The organism is Shewanella sp. 10N.286.45.A1 (assembly GCF_041470405.1).
Classification (GTDB): Bacteria; Pseudomonadota; Gammaproteobacteria; order Enterobacterales; family Shewanellaceae; genus Shewanella.
This window is the reverse complement of record NZ_JBFRMK010000224.1, coordinates 1-16,826: the sequence shown is the minus strand read 5'-3', so window position 1 is coordinate 16,826 and position 16,826 is coordinate 1. Positions and strand designations below refer to the sequence as shown.

At 44.1% G+C, this 16,826-nt stretch carries 14 protein-coding genes and 1 pseudogene; 6 read left to right on the top strand and 9 right to left on the bottom strand.

Annotation, left to right across the window (positions count from 1 at the left end; genetic code table 11):
* Positions 1 to 140: pseudogene (locus tag AB4238_RS16280) on the top strand (IS4 family transposase); the annotation flags it as partial.
* Positions 141 to 187: 47 nt separating this feature from the next.
* On the opposite strand, the gene AB4238_RS16275 reads toward AB4238_RS16280, so the two are convergent.
* From AB4238_RS16275 to AB4238_RS16265, 3 genes are all read right to left on the bottom strand, one after another.
* The gene (locus tag AB4238_RS16275; RefSeq protein WP_372034371.1) at positions 188 to 3,337 is read right to left on the bottom strand and encodes an efflux RND transporter permease subunit; all 3,150 of its coding nucleotides are present in this window, start codon (positions 3,335 to 3,337) and stop codon (positions 188 to 190) included.
* Between the two features lie 9 nt (positions 3,338 to 3,346).
* The gene (locus AB4238_RS16270; protein WP_372034370.1) at positions 3,347 to 4,504 is read right to left on the bottom strand and encodes an efflux RND transporter periplasmic adaptor subunit; all 1,158 of its coding nucleotides are present in this window, start codon (positions 4,502 to 4,504) and stop codon (positions 3,347 to 3,349) included.
* A gap of 344 nt (positions 4,505 to 4,848) precedes the next feature.
* Complete coding sequence (locus AB4238_RS16265) at positions 4,849 to 5,538, bottom strand: DNA-3-methyladenine glycosylase I (protein WP_372034369.1); 690 nt, start codon at positions 5,536 to 5,538, stop codon at positions 4,849 to 4,851.
* A gap of 157 nt (positions 5,539 to 5,695) precedes the next feature.
* Here AB4238_RS16265 and AB4238_RS16260 point away from each other — a divergent pair, with 157 nt between their 5' ends.
* The gene (locus AB4238_RS16260; RefSeq protein WP_372034368.1) at positions 5,696 to 6,322 is read left to right on the top strand and encodes a glutathione S-transferase family protein; all 627 of its coding nucleotides are present in this window, start codon (positions 5,696 to 5,698) and stop codon (positions 6,320 to 6,322) included.
* 5 nt (positions 6,323 to 6,327) lie between these two features.
* Here the strand turns inward: AB4238_RS16260 and AB4238_RS16255 are convergent, their stop codons facing one another.
* Positions 6,328 to 6,858 (bottom strand): thioesterase family protein, encoded by a 531-nt coding sequence (locus tag AB4238_RS16255; RefSeq protein WP_372034367.1) that lies wholly within the window; start codon positions 6,856 to 6,858, stop codon positions 6,328 to 6,330.
* A gap of 131 nt (positions 6,859 to 6,989) precedes the next feature.
* Positions 6,990 to 9,029, bottom strand: coding sequence for an oligopeptidase A (gene prlC / locus AB4238_RS16250; protein ID WP_372034365.1), 2,040 nt, complete (start codon positions 9,027 to 9,029; stop codon positions 6,990 to 6,992).
* Positions 9,030 to 9,304: 275 nt separating this feature from the next.
* On the opposite strand from prlC, the gene AB4238_RS16245 reads away from it, so the two are divergent.
* The 3 genes from AB4238_RS16245 to gorA all read left to right on the top strand — a co-directional run bounded on the left by AB4238_RS16245 (position 9,305) and on the right by gorA (position 12,371).
* Positions 9,305 to 10,090 carry a hypothetical protein gene (locus tag AB4238_RS16245; RefSeq protein ID WP_372034364.1) on the top strand — a complete coding sequence of 262 codons (786 nt, stop codon included), beginning with the start codon at positions 9,305 to 9,307 and terminating at the stop codon, positions 10,088 to 10,090.
* A gap of 119 nt (positions 10,091 to 10,209) precedes the next feature.
* Positions 10,210 to 10,677 (top strand): hypothetical protein, encoded by a 468-nt coding sequence (locus AB4238_RS16240; protein ID WP_372034363.1) that lies wholly within the window; start codon positions 10,210 to 10,212, stop codon positions 10,675 to 10,677.
* 338 nt (positions 10,678 to 11,015) lie between these two features.
* Positions 11,016 to 12,371 (top strand): glutathione-disulfide reductase, encoded by a 1,356-nt coding sequence (gene gorA / locus AB4238_RS16235; RefSeq protein ID WP_372034362.1) that lies wholly within the window; start codon positions 11,016 to 11,018, stop codon positions 12,369 to 12,371.
* A gap of 78 nt (positions 12,372 to 12,449) precedes the next feature.
* Here gorA and AB4238_RS16230 read toward each other — a convergent pair whose 3' ends face one another.
* Complete coding sequence (locus AB4238_RS16230; RefSeq protein ID WP_372034361.1) at positions 12,450 to 12,758, bottom strand: hypothetical protein; 309 nt, start codon at positions 12,756 to 12,758, stop codon at positions 12,450 to 12,452.
* A 385-nt stretch (positions 12,759 to 13,143) separates the two neighbouring features.
* Here AB4238_RS16230 and AB4238_RS16225 point away from each other — a divergent pair, with 385 nt between their 5' ends.
* Positions 13,144 to 14,076: a YeiH family protein gene (locus AB4238_RS16225; protein WP_372034360.1), complete on the top strand. Its 933-nt coding sequence runs from the start codon at positions 13,144 to 13,146 to the stop codon at positions 14,074 to 14,076.
* Positions 14,077 to 14,090: 14 nt separating this feature from the next.
* Here AB4238_RS16225 and AB4238_RS16220 read toward each other — a convergent pair whose 3' ends face one another.
* The 3 genes from AB4238_RS16220 to AB4238_RS16210 form a co-directional block, all read right to left on the bottom strand.
* The gene (locus AB4238_RS16220; RefSeq protein ID WP_372034359.1) at positions 14,091 to 14,240 is read right to left on the bottom strand and encodes a hypothetical protein; all 150 of its coding nucleotides are present in this window, start codon (positions 14,238 to 14,240) and stop codon (positions 14,091 to 14,093) included.
* A gap of 116 nt (positions 14,241 to 14,356) precedes the next feature.
* Complete coding sequence (locus AB4238_RS16215; protein WP_372034358.1) at positions 14,357 to 15,064, bottom strand: DJ-1/PfpI family protein; 708 nt, start codon at positions 15,062 to 15,064, stop codon at positions 14,357 to 14,359.
* A 175-nt stretch (positions 15,065 to 15,239) separates the two neighbouring features.
* Positions 15,240 to 16,424: an HD-GYP domain-containing protein gene (locus tag AB4238_RS16210; protein ID WP_372034372.1), complete on the bottom strand. Its 1,185-nt coding sequence runs from the start codon at positions 16,422 to 16,424 to the stop codon at positions 15,240 to 15,242.
* Between the last annotated feature and the right edge of the window lie 402 nt (positions 16,425 to 16,826).

Below are 16,826 nucleotides of genomic sequence, written 5' to 3'. Positions count from 1 at the left end.
TACCTCGGCAATTAAAAGGGTTTCACAATATGGCTGAAAGCTTAATTTTAGAGGGGCGCAGAGAAAGAACTTTCCCCAGAACAGTAAAACCTAGGCCTCAAAGGTATGCCAAAAATAAAAATGCCGTTCACCTTAAGTGAACGGCATTACTGCAAATGCTGGGCTCTTTTAGTCAATAACTGTGACGCTATTTATTCGCTTTGGCTTCTGCCTTAGCTGCTTTAGCGTTATCTCGCTCGCGCTTACTGAACATGCGCTCAACAATCACGAAGAAGATAGGAATGAAGAAGATCCCCATAAAGGTAGAACTCATCATGCCGCCGAGTACAGCAGTACCAATTGCATTTTGGCTACCAGAACCTACGCCGCTACTGATAGCGAGTGGCACAACACCAAGACCAAATGCTAATGATGTCATTAGAATTGGACGTAGACGCACTCGTACTGCGTGCAATGTTGCTTCTACCAAGCCCGCCCCTTTCTCGTAGAACTCTTTGGCGAATTCTACGATTAAGATCGCATTTTTGGTTGCAAGCCCCACCGTTGTCAGTAGACCAACTTGGAAGAATACGTCGTTTGGTAAACCACGGCCATTCATCGCAATAAGCGCACCAATAATACCCAGTGGGATCACTAAGATCACCGAGAACGGTACCGACCAACTCTCATACAACGCTGCCAATACTAGGAATACCACCACCACAGATAATGCATATAGCATAGGTGCTTGGTTACCTGAGAGACGTTCCTCATAGGACAGACCATTCCACTCAACACCAAACCCTGGTGGCAGCTTCTTAACCATGTCTTCAATAAGGTTCATCGCTTCACCAGTACTGAAGCCTTCAGCTACACCACCTTGAATGTTCATCGCAGGTAGGCCGTTAAAGCGCTCTAGACGAGGAGAACCATATTCCCATGTACCTGTAGCAAACGCTGAGAATGGCACCATTTCGCCTTTGCTATTTCGCACGTACCAAGCATCGATATCTTCAGGTTGCATACGGTAATCCGCTTCGCCTTGAACATATACTTTCTTCACTCGGCCACGGTCGATAAAGTCATTGACGTAGTTACCACCCCAAGCTGTACCAAGCACACTGTTTACCGCATCAATATCGACACTCAATGCACGCAGTTTTGCATGATCGATATGCACTTGATAAAGCGGTGCATCCTCTTGACCATTTGGACGAACGCCCACTAGGTTTGGATTTTGCGATGCCATACCTAATAGCATATTACGTGCTTCAATTAACTTGTCATGCCCTTGGCCATTTCTGTCCTGCAGATAGAAGTCGAAACCGTTAGCCGTACCCAGTTCGATTACCGCTGGCGGTACGAACGCAAATACAAAGGCCTCTTTCATTTGCATGAACATGCCCATTGCACGACCTGCAACCGACTGCACATCTTGCCCAGGCTCTGTACGCTCAGCCCAATCTTTAAGGCCTACGAAAGCAATACCCATGTTTTGACCGTTACCAGCAAAACTAAAGCCCGATACGCTAAATACTGATTTAACGTTGTCGCCTTCAGCCTCTAGATAAAAGTCGGTGACATCATCGAGTACAGCTTGCGTTGCTTGCTGAGTCGAGTTCACTGGCAAGATGGCTTGAGTAAACAAGATCCCCTGATCTTCATCAGGTAGGAAAGCTGTTGGCATGCGCATAAAGATCCAGCCAACCGCAACACTAATAGCAAGATAAACCATCATGGTGCGACCAATACGCTTGATCATTGCAGCAACACTGGCTTCGTAGCGTGAGGTTAGTGCATCAAACTTGCGGTTAAACCAGCCAAAGAAACCTGTTTTGGTATGGCTTTCGCCTTTAGCAATAGGTTTGAGCATGGTGGCACAAAGCGCTGGTGTTAGGATAATCGCAACCATCACCGATAATGCCATTGCCGACACAATCGTAATGGAGAATTGCCTGTAAATTACACCGGTCGAACCAGACATAAATGCCATAGGCACGAACACTGCCGATAGTGTCAAACCAATACCCACAAGCGCGCCGGTAATTTGATCCATCGACTTCTTAGTCGCTTCGATGGGACTAAGCCCCTCCTCCTGCATCACACGCTCAACGTTCTCGACCACAACAATCGCATCATCAACCAGCAGGCCGATAGCTAGTACCATGGCGAACATGGTTAAGGTGTTTATCGAGAATCCCGCCGCAGACAAAACGGCAAATGTACCCAGTAGAACCACGGGAACAGCAATGGTTGGGATCAGCGTTGCGCGGAAGTTTTGCAAGAACAGGTACATGATCAAAAACACTAAGACCACGGCTTCCAGCAAGGTATGTACTACGCCTTCAATCGATTTTTCAACGAAAGGTGTGGTGTCGTATGGATATACAACCTCCAACCCTTCAGGGAAAAATGGACGCATCTCTTCAATTTTTGCTCGCACGCCTTCAGCTGTTGCTAACGCGTTGGCACCCGTCGCTAACTGAATACCGATACCCGCAGCTGGTTTACCATTATAAAATGATTCAACTGAGTAGCTTTCAGCACCCAGCTCAACTCTCGCGACATCTTCTAAGAAGACTTTAGCGCCAGAAGGGTCAGCTTTAATAATGATCTTTTTAAACTGATCAGCCGTTTGTAAACGACTTTGTGCAGAAACCGTTGCGTTAAGTTCTTGACCTGCAACAGAAGGTGAACCACCTAATTGACCTGCTGATACTTGGGCATTTTGCTCTTTAATAGAAGAGATGATGTCCATGCTAGTCAGGTTATATTGGGTCAATTTAAGCGGGTCAAGCCAGATACGCATTGCATATTGCGCACCGAATAACTGGATGGTACCCACACCTGGTACACGACTCATAGGATCTTGAATGTTCGAACCTACATAATCCGAAATATCATTTTTATCTAATGAGCCATCTTGCGATACAAAGCCTACTACCATCAAGAAGCCGGCACTCGACTTGGCAACGTTTACACCTTGAGCCTGTACCTCTTGCGGTAACAGTGGCATCGCAAGCTGAAGCTTATTCTGCACCTGTACCTGTGCAATATCAGGATCGGCCTCTGCGTTAAAAGTTAAGGTAATTTGCGCATTACCGAAGCTATCACTGGTTGAAGATATATAGCGAAGGTGGTCTAGACCTGTCATTCGCTGCTCAATTACCTGAGTAACTGAATCTTCCATCGTCTTTGCAGACGCACCAGGATAAACGGCGCTAATTACTACCGATGGTGGCGCAATACTAGGATATTGAGACACTGGCAATCCGAAGATTGACAACACCCCTGCTAGCATCACAATAATGGCGATTACCCAAGCAAAAATAGGGCGATCGATAAAGAAACGTGCCATAGCTCTACCCTATTTCTGTTGTTGTGCTTGAGGTTTCTTATCTGCCACTAAAGGACCAGCCTTAACAGGTGCTCCAGGGCGAATTTTTTGCAGACCTTCAACAATAAGTTGATCGCCCACATTCAAACCATCGGTAATACGCCATTGGTTATCAATCACTTGTGCAGTCGTCACAATACGCGATGCAACCTTACCGTCGGCAATCACCATTGCTACGGCCTGGCCTTTGGTATTACGGGTAATGGCGCGCTGCGGTACTAAAATAGCCTCAGGATCGGTACCCGTATTGAGTACTGCACGCACGTACATACCTGGCATTAACAAGCCGTCAGGGTTAGGAAACTCAGCCCGTAAAATCACTGAACCAGTATTTTCATTCACGCTAACTTCAGCAAACTGCAATAAGCCATCGTGGCTGTAAGTCGAACCATCTTCCAAAATAAGCTTCACACCTGCATTTTCAGATGCCTTAAGCTGGCCATCATTCAACTGCGACTTTAAGCGTAATAGCTGAGCACTCGATTGCGTGATCTCGATGTTGATTGGATCAAGCTGCTGAATAGTAGCGAGAGTATCACTCTGGCTCGCGGTAACTAGAGCGCCCGCTGTCACTGATGACTTACCGATACGACCAGAAATTGGTGCACGTACTTCGGTGTACTCAAGATTAATCGATGTGGTATTAATAGCAGCTTCTGCCACAGTTACACGCGCTAGCGCTTCTTTATAAGCAGCGTCTGCTTCATCGTAATCTTGCTCACTGATAGAGTTTAGCTTTACAAGCTTTTCAAATCGCTTTGCTTTAGCTTTAGCTGATACTAAGCTCGCTTGAGCGCTCTTAAGATCGGCTTTTGCACTAACAAGTGCCGCTTTGTAAGTTGCAGAGTCAATTTGGTATAACGACTGACCTTTTTCTACATCTTTACCTTCAACAAAGCCGCGATTCATAATGATACCGCTAACTTGAGGACGAACCTCGGCTTCTAAATAAGCCTTACTTCTTCCTGGCAATTCAACCAAAATAGATTGAGGTTTAGCTGCAATAGTAATTGCCCCCACCTCCATAGGCTCTCTTTCTTGAGGCCCCATGTTTTCCGGTTTTTGCTCACATCCAGTTATCCATAACGCCACACTTAAAACAGAGGCAATTTTCACTATTTGCCGCATGAGAACTCCTATAAGGCCATCTACTTGGTAATTGATTTGTTTAAAGCACAAAATGCCGTCAATTTAAGCTTTGAAAGCATATTTTTTTGTCTAATGATTTAGCGGGTCTTTATCTCACAATGTAGGTCTGTCAACAAGCAGATATACCAGTTTAATTTGTAAGCTAATAAGAATTTCTGCGCTAAACCAGCCACATATGTTTCACAAATGTAAATAAAATAGCGGTTACAGCTAGCCTATTAGCTCTAAGTGTAGATTAGCTGACATTGGATAGTGGATATTAACAATAAATCAACTTACTCAGCAAAAAGAAAACATCCAGCAAATTGTTAGATTCTGCGAAGTTAAATACGGTTGTCCCCAACACTACAAGCTAAAATTCGACTGATATCAGCCAAGCTACGACCCGATTCTTGCTGCCATTGATTAAACACAGATTGCACCTGTTTTAGCCCCGCTTTTGAGCTAAAGCCATAATCGACTAAATGATGTGCTTTGAGGTACCCCTGCACATCACCAGTCAATAAAAATGTATCTTTACCAATAGCGCGTAAAAAATAGGGGCCAGTGTTACCACCAAGGCGGTTACCTTTACGCTTCAGTTCGGCCCATAGCCCTGTAATGTTCTCGCTTGGCCAGCTTGCTACATACTCGGCAAAACTACCCTGTTCACGGGCAATATCGTTTACCATATGGGCGTTATCATAGATAGCCATGGTTTTCTTTAGGTGCCTGATAAGTGTGGCGTCGCTCGCTCTATCTTGCAGCTGTTCAGGCGAAAGCATCAGAACTTTAAAAGGCTCAAAGTCAAAAAAAGCTTTTTCATAAGCGGGCCACTTTGCCTCAACTATTCGCCAGACAAAGCCACTTTGAAACACCTTTTTACTCATTTCAGAGAGTAACTGTGCATCTTTGTATTGGCCTATTTCATCCTCTTCAAGGCTAGTAGACATCAGTTGTTCCAGCCCCGCTTGACCACCTTTTCGCTCTGCTGCTCGTTCATAGATCGATGCAAATGTCTCAATACGACTCATTACAACTCCTTTAATTATTACTAACCCGCTGAACGGCATTGCTTTCTCAAGATAATGCTAGTGTATGGTACTTAGGCGATAAAGACATCACATTGTAGGTAACCCGTTTAGCAACTAGAGTTAACCTAATGACATTCGATTGGAGCCAATAACCAGTATGGATCTGTATTACCATCCATTGTCTCGGCAATCACAAAAGGTGCTCATCGCCCTTTATGAAAAACAGGCACACTTCTATCCGCATATTATTGATCTTACAGATCCCTATGCGAGGCGTGAATTCCAGCGAATAGATTCGACTGGGTACCTACCGACATTAAGAATCGACACAGGGGAGATAATCCCTGATGCGAGCGTTATCATAGAATACCTTGATGCCACTATTGCTCAAGGCACACGGCTAATTCCATCCGTCACCTCAGATGCACTGCAAGTGCGCCTCTATGACAGGCTCAGTGATGCTCGACTCGACAAGGTGATAGACAATTGGCAGATAGCACAGAATCCGAACTTGCATAACCAATTAAAAATTAAACAGTTAGAGAATGAATTACTGACTACTTTAGATACCTTAGATCGGCGCCTTGCCACTAGTCACTGGCTATGTGGTGACAGCTTTAGCCTGGCCGATTGCGCGACAATTCCTTGCTTACTATCGTTAGAAACCAAATTCAATCTACTGGACTATGAACATTTAGGCCGTTACTGGATCCAAGCCACTTTACGCGGAGCTATTAATCAGGTGCAAGAGGAGGTCGCACTGACGCTTGCGCGTCAGGCATAACAGCTCTATATGTTCTGCTGCTTTTTCAATTGTAAAAAGCTTTTCCACTTCTGTACTTCTATGGGCAGTTCTGGTTGAGCAGCATTAAACTTTATCTCTTCTAGCATGGCTGAGATAGGGACTTGCTTACGCTTGCAAACAAATACGCCGCGAACATGGGCAATACAGTGTAAGCCTCGCTCACTGACAAAGCGCTGCTCAACATAGAAGTACTTTTCATCCCAGCCGACCATCTTGCTTTCAATGTCGAACTTGGCAAAAGGCTTAATATCACGAATATAGGTAAATTCAACCGCATTAATGATCGGCATCCACCCAAGTTTCAAAAAACGTTTTAGTAGCCCCATTTCAGACAGCATGTAGGTTCGAGCCAGATCCATAAATGCAGGATAACGCGAATTTGTCAGATGAAAGTTAATGTCGCAGTCGCTAGGGAGCGCACGGTAACTCAGGGTGCTTTTACCTAAAAAATCAATTTTGTTGCAATGGCGTACGCGCCAAGCAAACAACCAAAAAAGCCTAAAATAGAGATTCATTTACTGCTAAACCTACGTCCTTGATAAATAACAGCGGGCAGGCTACCAAAGGTCATACCAGATGACAAGCCATGAAACTGAGCCAATAAAAAAAGGCGCTCAAAGCGCCTTTTCCTCAATGACTCTGCGGCTTAGCCATTAATACCACTATGCCTTAGCAACGCATCAGTTTTCGGCTCACGCCCACGGAAGCGCTTAAATAGCTCCATCGGCTCTTCACTGCCACCCATTTCAAGAATATTCTCAAGGAAGCGTTTGCCTGTTTCAGCATTAAAGATCCCCTGCTCTTCAAATAGTGAGAAAGCATCAGCGGATAGCACCTCAGCCCATTTATAGCTGTAATAACCTGCTGCGTAACCACCAGCAAAAATATGCGCAAAACCATGCTGGAAACGATTAAAATCCGGCGCCTTAATCACTGCGACGAGATCTCTCACTTCATTGAGCTTATCTTGGATATGTGCGCCTTTTGTTGGGTCAAATTCTAAGTGCATCTTAAAATCAAACAACGAGAACTCAAGCTGGCGTAGCATCATCATGCCCGACTGGAAGTTTTTCGCCGCCAGCATTTTATCTAGCATCTCTTTGGGTAATGGTTCACCCGTTTCGAAATGGCCAGAGATCTCAGCTAACGCTTCCTCCTCATAACACCAGTTCTCCATAAACTGACTCGGTAGCTCAACGGCATCCCACGGCACTCCGCTAATACCAGATACACCACCGACATCAATTTTGGTCAGCATATGGTGAATGCCATGACCAAACTCGTGGAACAAGGTGGTTACTTCATCATGAGTAAACAACGCCGGCTTACCCGCAACGGGTGCATTGAAGTTACACGTTAGGTAAGCCACAGGATCTTGTAGGCCTGCTGATGTTGCACGACGCGCGCGACAATCATCCATCCATGCACCGCCACGTTTACCTTCACGGGCATAAAGATCTAAATAAAAGCTACCTCTATGTTCACCATTACTGTCACTGATATGGAAGAAACGCACATCTTCATGCCAGCTATCAAACTGCTTTTGCTCTTCGACTTTTAGGCCGAATAAACGTGAAACCGTATAGAACAGCCCTGACAGCACTTTGTCCTCAGGGAAGTATGGACGCAATAACTCTTGGGAGATCTCATAACGGTGTTGCTTGAGCTTTTCAGCATAGAAACTCAGATCCCAAGCCGCTAGATCTGTTGCGCCATACTCACTCGCCGCGAACTGTTTTAACTCTTTAAGTTCGGTCTCACCTTGGTTTTTTGAACGAGCTGCAAGCTCAGTTAAAAATGCCAATACTTGCGCAGGCGTTTCTGCCATCTTGGTGGCGAGCGACTTATCAGCAAAGCTGTCAAAGCCTAAAAGATTGGCAAGCTCATGGCGTAAAGCCAAGATCTCATCCATCAAGGGGCCATTATCGAACTCACCCGCATTAGGACCTTGATCCGACGCACGAGTGACAAACGCACGGTAGCACTCTTCACGTAGCTCACGGTTTTCACTGTAGGTCATTACAGGTAGATAAGATGGGAAATCTAAGGTAAATAGCCAGCCTTGTTGCTCTTTAGCTTCTGCCATCGCGGCAGCTGCCGCTATTGCTGACTCTGGTAAGCCTTTAAGCTCAGTCTCATCAGTGATCAACTTGCTCCACGCTTGGGTCGCATCGAGTAGCTGGTTAGAGAAACCACTGGTCAGCTCCGACATCCGCTTAACGAGTTCGCCATAACGCAATTTATCGCTATCACTTAAACCAATCCCTGATAGCTCAAAGTCACGCAGACTGTTTTCAATCATCTTCTTTTGCGCTTGTGAGTAACTCGCAAACTCAGCTGATGCAGCTAATGACTTATAAGCTTGGTAAAGGCCTTGGTGTTGACCAACAAACGTACCGTACTCTGATAACAGTGGCAGACAAGCATCATGGGCTGCACGCCACTCGTCATTGCTGACGACTGAATTCATATGAGAAATAGGTGACCAGATCTTACCAAGCTCATCATCAACATCGTCAAGCGGAGCCACAAGGTTGCCCCAAGTGAAGGTCTCTGTGTTCTGCAGTACCTCATCTATTTTGGCACGGCAGTTGGCAATCCCCTGCTCAACGGCGGGCTGAATATGTTCAGGCTTAATACTCGAAAAAGGAGGAAGCTTAGCGCTTTTTAATAAGGGGTTGCTCATGGTTGAGTCCTTAACATTCTATGTTGATAGATAAAGAGATGAGGGTGAGTAAGCCAATATTCAATTGTATTCGTAAGAATAGTTACATTTAACCTATCGTCTAACAGCTAAAAATCTGCTTTACCTTGATTGAAGTCAAATTTTTTTAGTACAAAGAACAGGCTGTATTAGTATTGCAAAGCGCTTCGCAAACACAACCCATTATCATTTACATTCATTACATAAAACTTATCATGGCCGGGATTTTTACTTTCGCCAATTGACAGGGTTTCGCCATGAATAATGCTGCTAAAATTGCCATTGCTATGCCATTGCTAATAACCTCTACTTTCCTCTTTGCTGACGAATCCCCAAATATGGATGATTCTCACAGCACTAAGATAATAGAGAAATTACCTTTGGATGATAGCGGTGAGATCCAAGCGCTATTCGACTTAGGTTGGGACTCAAAATATATATCTGAAGGCCGCGATAATCTTGATAAAGGCGGCATATACTGGGCTACGGCCTCTGTACAAAAGGACAATCTAAATGCCTATGTTACTGTTGGCCGTGGGGACAGTCAGCACTACATAGAGTACAATTTTGGCCTAGAATACGGTTTCGAACTATCGGAAAACTTAAGTGGTAGCATCGGCTATCAACGCCTCGAGTTTTATGGTGATGAGCGTGCCCATGATAATGAGCTGTTTAGCACCATTGAATACAGCAAATACGACTGGTTAGTGCCTTCAGTTAGCTACACCTACTCAACGGAAGCTGCGGGTTACTTTGTGGAAGTGAGTGTACACAGCAATTGGCAGCTTACTGAAAGCTTTAGTGTGACACCTTATGTTACCCAAGGATTCGACTTTCAATACGTGACAGAGGAACACGACGGCGCCAACCACTTCCAGTTTGGCGTTGAGGCTGAGTACCAACTGCCTAACCAATGGGTATTGTCAGGGCATATAAGCCACAGCATTGCTCAAGAAGATATTAAACTTGAAGCCAGAGAAAACGGCAACAGCAGCGGTTTAGATCAAACCTATGCTGGCATGCACCTTAGCTGGAGCTTTTAAATAACCTCCCATCCCATTTGGTTGAGCTATAGTTGTTTTTGTAGCGTAAATGCGCTGTAAAATAACAACACTGTCATTTGCAAAGGATTGCAGATGCAATACAACCCAGAGGACAAGGAATGTTACTCACCTTTTATCGCGCCACCATCATTTTTTTACTACTTCTTTGCCCTTACGCCATAGCAAGTGACTCCAGCACTTTACCTTTAGGCGCTGTGCTGGATGATAAAGGTCAACCGCTGACAATACCGACCCAAAACAAAACGGCATTGAGTTACTCAGCGATACCACCAGCCAGTAACAGCCATAGCAAAAAAACGCCCCAGTCCAAACCTAAATCTAAGCACAAAAAGATCAACCGTAAACAACAGCTTGCAAGTCGTAAAAACGTGGCCAATGACGCGGGCTGTCGCTGGCTTAATGGGCGCATGAAACTGTTAGAGAAGCAGCTAAGATTAGGTGTAAATCACCGTAATCAACATCAGCAGCAAGAGCTTAGCGTGAGGCAAGATGAGTGGGAATGCTTAAAGTGTGGTGTAGAAGGCCCCAACCCCAGTGATCATCATAGCTGCCAATATCGACGTTAACCTAGAAAAGCCAGTTGAAAGTTATCAGACTCGTATCAGGTCTAAACTGTTACTCGCTCAGTTAAGCTTGATGGTCGAAGATTGAAATAGACAACATTCATCCCAATATCAGTTAGCAAGCTCACAGTCTATCGCTGAAATATTTGCTCTGGTTCAAATAAATATTTAGCTCTACAATGGCTGCATATAGATCCGACCAACCATTAAAATTTGGGTCGATGTAAATCTTTTCGGTTCTAAATTCGTCATATATTGATTGGCATCAGTCGTACACAGGAACAAAAGCCTCAGTCTTATTCGCTTTTGCTCCTCAATAAGTTACTTTTTTGGAGATACAAATGGCTCAACATTTTGATTATATCTGTCTTGGCGCTGGTAGCGGCGGTATCGCATCAGGTAATCGTGCAGCAATGCGCGGCGCAAAAGTATTGGTAATTGAAGCAAAACACGTTGGCGGCACTTGCGTAAATGTAGGTTGTGTACCAAAAAAAGTGATGTGGTATGGCGCTCATGTCGCTGAATCGATGCATCTATTCGCTAAAGATTATGGTTTTGACGTGACCGTTAATAACTTTGACTGGAACACATTAGTTGATAATCGTGAAGCCTATATTGGCCGAATCCATGATGCTTACGGACGTGGCTTTGCCAGCAACAATGTCACTCTGCTAAATGGTTACGGTAAGTTCGTTAACGCTAATACTATTGAAGTCAATGGTGAGCACTATACTGCCGATCATATCCTTATCGCGACAGGCGGTGCCCCTACGATCCCAAATATCCCAGGTGCTGAATACGGTATTGATTCAGATGGATTCTTCGCGCTACGTGAACAGCCGAAACGTGTTGCCGTTGTAGGCGCAGGTTATATTGCGGTTGAACTTGCCGGCGTATTACATGCATTAGGTAGCGAAACTCACTTATTAGTGCGCAAGCATGCTCCTCTGCGTAATTTTGATCCTATTTTGACTGATACCTTAGTTGAAGCGATGAAAATCAATGGGCCGACATTACACACCCACAGCATTCCAAAAGCCGTCGTAAAAAATGCTGATGGCAGCTTAACACTAGCACTTGAAAACGGCGACAGCATTACCGTAGATAGCTTAATTTGGGCCATTGGCCGCTCACCCTCTACTAGCAATATTGGCCTAGAAAATACCGACGTTAAGCTTAATGAAAAAGGTTATGTGGTGACTGACGAGCAGCAAAATACCACGGCAAAAGGTATTTACTGTGTTGGCGACATTATGGAAGGTGGCGTAGAGCTTACTCCTGTTGCAGTGAAAGCAGGCCGCCTGTTATCAGAACGCCTATTTGGCAACATGCCAAATGCCAAGATGGATTACAGTGTTATTCCAACAGTGGTATTCAGCCACCCGCCTATTGGCACCATGGGACTAACAGAGCCAGAAGCCGAAGAGCAATTTGGCAAAGATAACATTAAGGTCTATACCTCTGGCTTTACCTCAATGTACACCGCTATTACCGCACATCGTGAAGCCTGCAAAATGAAGTTGATTTGTGCTGGTGAGGATGAAGTTGTTGTGGGGATCCACGGTATTGGTTTTGGTATGGATGAAATCCTACAAGGCTTTGGTGTAGCAATGAAGATGGGCGCAACCAAAGCAGACTTTGATGCGGTTGTAGCCATTCACCCAACGGGTGCCGAAGAGTTTGTTACCATGCGCTAGATAGTTATTTTAAATACTTTATTAAAACCCTAAGTTGGTATTAATTTAGGGTTTTTTATTGTCGAAAATCGGCGGTAATTAAGACTTACATTTATAAATAACTGCCACCACTTTTACCACTTCACCTTGGTCGATATGGATCCAGACAATGTGGGTTCCATGCAGTTTTTCGGCGTACTTCATCGCTTGGTTTTTAGCTTCTTGCAGCGCAAACTCTCCTCGGCCTTTACCACGCGCCATTGCAAAACTGTCGCAATGGGTCACCTCAAAGTCATAAGCTTCATTAATGCGATGATATAACTGCTGCTCATTGACATCTTGTGCTCCCCACCAATACGAGCAACCGCTGAAAAAACAGCAAACAAAAATAACGATGAATTTCAGCACTAAATAAACCCTATTGAACACTGGGAGACTCTGATGGACTGAGTGAAGCTATAGGCAGCAGGAGCGATATCTACATCGAAATGTATCATTCAGCCACCGTTACGAGTCGCTATAGTTTCACTTTGTTAGTGAGGTTTATTTTCTGTGAAAAATAAGCAACATACAGTCAAGCTATGTAAATAAATGAAAGTTATCTGCGACATAGAGTAAATATGAGATCTGACTTGCGTTTAATTGCTTAATAACCGCTCAAGCTGTAACTTGATTGCGAATCACCAAGATTAAATTTTTCTGAATTTATAAGTAAGTAGTATTTAATTTATCAGAATCAAACTACGCGCTATACTCTGCTGCTCGATAGCAGCCGGTAATCCAACTCCTCTTAATGCACACTTTCAATCAACCAAGAGCACAACTCGCCCTTTTTATCATCATTGCTCTGTTGTGTTTATTACCAGTTATTTCATCACCTATTGCACTCATCCTAGGCTTTACTCTTGCGAGTATCGGCTGGGCACCCGATCAGCTAGTATTGGCGAAACTGACCAAAAAACTATTAGCTTTCTCCATTGTCGGTTTAGGCTTTGGTATTCAGCTCGATAATGCGATTACCGTGAGCTTAGAAAACCTACCACTGATTATTGGTTCAATCATCTTCACTTTAGTATTAGGTGTGGTGCTGACTCGCTTACTCAAATTTGATCGCAAAACGGGTTACCTGATTGCTTCTGGTACCGCTATTTGTGGTGGTAGCGCGATTGCGGCGGTATCGCCTGCAATCAAGGCTAACAGTGAACAAGCTGCTGTCGCCTTGGCGACTGTATTTATCCTTAATTCCATCGCACTCTTTCTATTCCCAGCCATTGGTCATGCACTATCGATGACACAACATGAATTTGGCGTGTGGAGCGCTATTGCAATACACGATACATCGTCGGTTGTTGGAGCGGCTTCCGCTTATGGTAATGAAGCACTCACAACAGCAACGACCATTAAACTTGCACGCGCCTTGTGGATTATTCCCATTGCGTTAGTTAGTGCGATGCTCTTTAGTGGTGATAAGAAAAAAATTACTATCCCCTACTTTATTGGCTTTTACTGCTTAACTATCGCTATTGCTTATTGGTTCCCTCAAGGAGCGCCCTTTTATGAGGTCGCATTTAGTATATCTAAACGCTTATTAGTGGTGTGTTTATTCTTAATTGGTGCAGGAATTACGCTAAAGAAAATGAATGCGACAGGTGCTAAACCCTTGGTGCTTGGACTGTTATTGTGGCTGGCGATAGGCACAAGTTCACTCGCCTATATTCTTTATTAAGCTTCACTGTATCGTTAATCTTCAGCACGATTTTGATGGCGAAGCACAACCCAAAGCAATGCACTAAAAGCAGCGAGATCGATGAGCGCTCGCGTCAAACCAGTCGTCATTAGTGAAGCGCTAATAAAGACAATACAGCAGAGTATAATTAACCATTTGTTCATGCGCTCCTCCCAATTAGCGATTTATATGAAACGCAATTATTGAGGAGCTTTGATATTCCCGCCAATATCCTTTATTACTAATTAATAGTAATTTCAGCTAAGGCTATACTTTTTGTTTATAAAGAAATGGCATAAGGGTCGTTACTGCTGTCATCCAGCCAGTGGTACTCGGTAAGCGTTTCAATGCGTCGAGCCTCAACTTCACCGTGCAACGCCTTAACCCAATACAATGCAGCGTCAGTACCTGCAGAGACACCAGAAGAGGTTAAAAATTTACCGTCATCAACCCAACGGGCTTTAGGCTGCCAATTAACGTTTTCTGCAAGCGACGTCACCCATTGATAAGCCATTTTATTGGTGGTTGCTTTCACGCCGTCTAACTTGGCAGTTTTGGCTAGTAACGCAGAGCCAGTACAGATAGAGAATACCTTTTCGCTGCGCTCAACCTGAGCTGTAAGCCAGCGTAACATAAGCTCGTCATCAACCAATTTACGCGTACCTAAGCCACCAGGGATCAGTAATAGATCGCAATCATAAGTGCTGCCCATCAGCACATCTGCAACCACTCTTGGACCTTGATAACTTTTAACAAATTCAGTGGGTCCCACCAGCTTTATCTCAACGTTTGGCATATGACCTAACATTTCAACAGGACCGTGCAGATCTAAGGTTTCATAGTCATCAAACACCAAAGCCAACACTCGATAACGACTGTGTTGAAATAGTGTGGTTGTAGTATTTGCAGCCGCTACGACTGGGAGTGTGAGCAAGCTCGACGCAACTGCCGCAGAGCCCATTTTCAAAAATTGCCGACGCTTAAACATAAGCCACCTGTTGTAATTCACTCTCGTTCCAGAGCAAACTCTACCTACTTAACTCATTAATAAAAAAGTAAAAACAGGATAGTAGAGCTAGATCAAACAAACCGAATAACATGTGTAATAGAGGTCACAAAAAAGCGCCTTATTGGCGCTTTTTAATAGCTAAACTTGAATAAACTTAGTAGAAAGGCGTGGGATCAATCTCCAAACTACTTGGTGAGATCCCTTTTTCAATATTAAGGTCTGACTTAAGCAGATCAACCATAGTCACTTCAGTGTAGAGCTTATGTCGATTTGAATAGAAGCACTTAACCTTAGGATGCAGAGCGTCACGATTTTTAGCTTCCCAAACAATACCGACTCGCCCATCAGATAACTCGACTAATGAACCAACGGGGTATACTCCGACACAGCGAATAAATTCATATACCAGAGCTTGATCTAAATGAAATGGCGTTAAGCTCAACAGGATCTTAAAGGCTGCAGCTGGACTCATGGCCTCTTTGTAACAACGAGTGGCTGTTAACGCATCGAAAATATCAACAATACAGCTCATTCGCCCATGGATTGGGATCTCATCACCCTTTAATCCACGCGGATAACCATTGCCATCGAGCTTCTCATGATGCATTAAGCTAATATCTTTACTGACTTGCGATAAACCAGCAGTATTATTCATGATTTCAACCGCAAAAGTTTGATGCAATTTTACATGCTCAAACTCTTCAGCAGTCAATTTGCCAGGCTTATTCAAAATAGCACTATCGACTTTAATCTTGCCGATATCGTGTAAAATACCACCAACAGCCAATTTGCGTAGCATATCGGTGTCAAACTTCAAATAGCGACCGAAGGTCACGAGTAGAAATGCGACGTTGATGGAATGCTCTAAAAGGTAAGCATCTTTTGAGCGCAGAGCTGATACACACTTTAATGCATCAGCATCGAGTAATACTGACTCAATCATGTTGTCAGCAAGCGCCTCAAACGGTTCAACTTCTACCGCTTTGCCTTCAAAAGTTTCAGACAGCACTTTCTGGATGAGATCTTTTGCCTCAACCATTAACTCTTTGGCTTTCTTTTGAGTGTTAACTCGATCTGTGCAGACTCTTTTAACCACAGGAGCTGGCTTCAGATTCGGCTTATTTAGACCACAATCAGACGATGAACGGTCAGCATTAACCCACACATGGGTAATGCCGCTTTTCAACAATTTGGCAATTGCCTCTTTACTGCGGATCTGCCCAGCGTTTGCAATGCTAACTTCGCCCTTGGTATTGTCGATAGACTCGACGAACATACCTACACCTAATTTTGCGACCGAGACTTTTATCAAGCCTTTTGATTCAATTGAATCACCCATCATCTCTTTTATCCCCGGATGATAAAACTTGCAAAGCACTACAACAAGCAGCGCCGCCTCTACAAACGGTTAGTTTTATGTTGCTGAATATGTCTTCAGCTTATGGTTATTGTTTTACGTAGAGGCAGACATTCTATTCCGAGTAAAAACAAAGCACCATAGCTAAAGCCAACTAAAACACTTGGTTAATGTAGAGTAATACCAATTGCATTAAGTATTTGCCAGTTCAGAGCCCCTCAGTCTTTTCAATTCAAAGCGCATTGGTAAAGAAATGGTTATTCCCTTTTAAGCCAATGCAAAGCAGAAGTGGAAAGACTGAGGGGCTCACGTAGTGCGGCTGAGGTTAAACAAATTGGCAAAACACTTTATGCTTCGCTATGAGATTTGGATATACGACTAAAT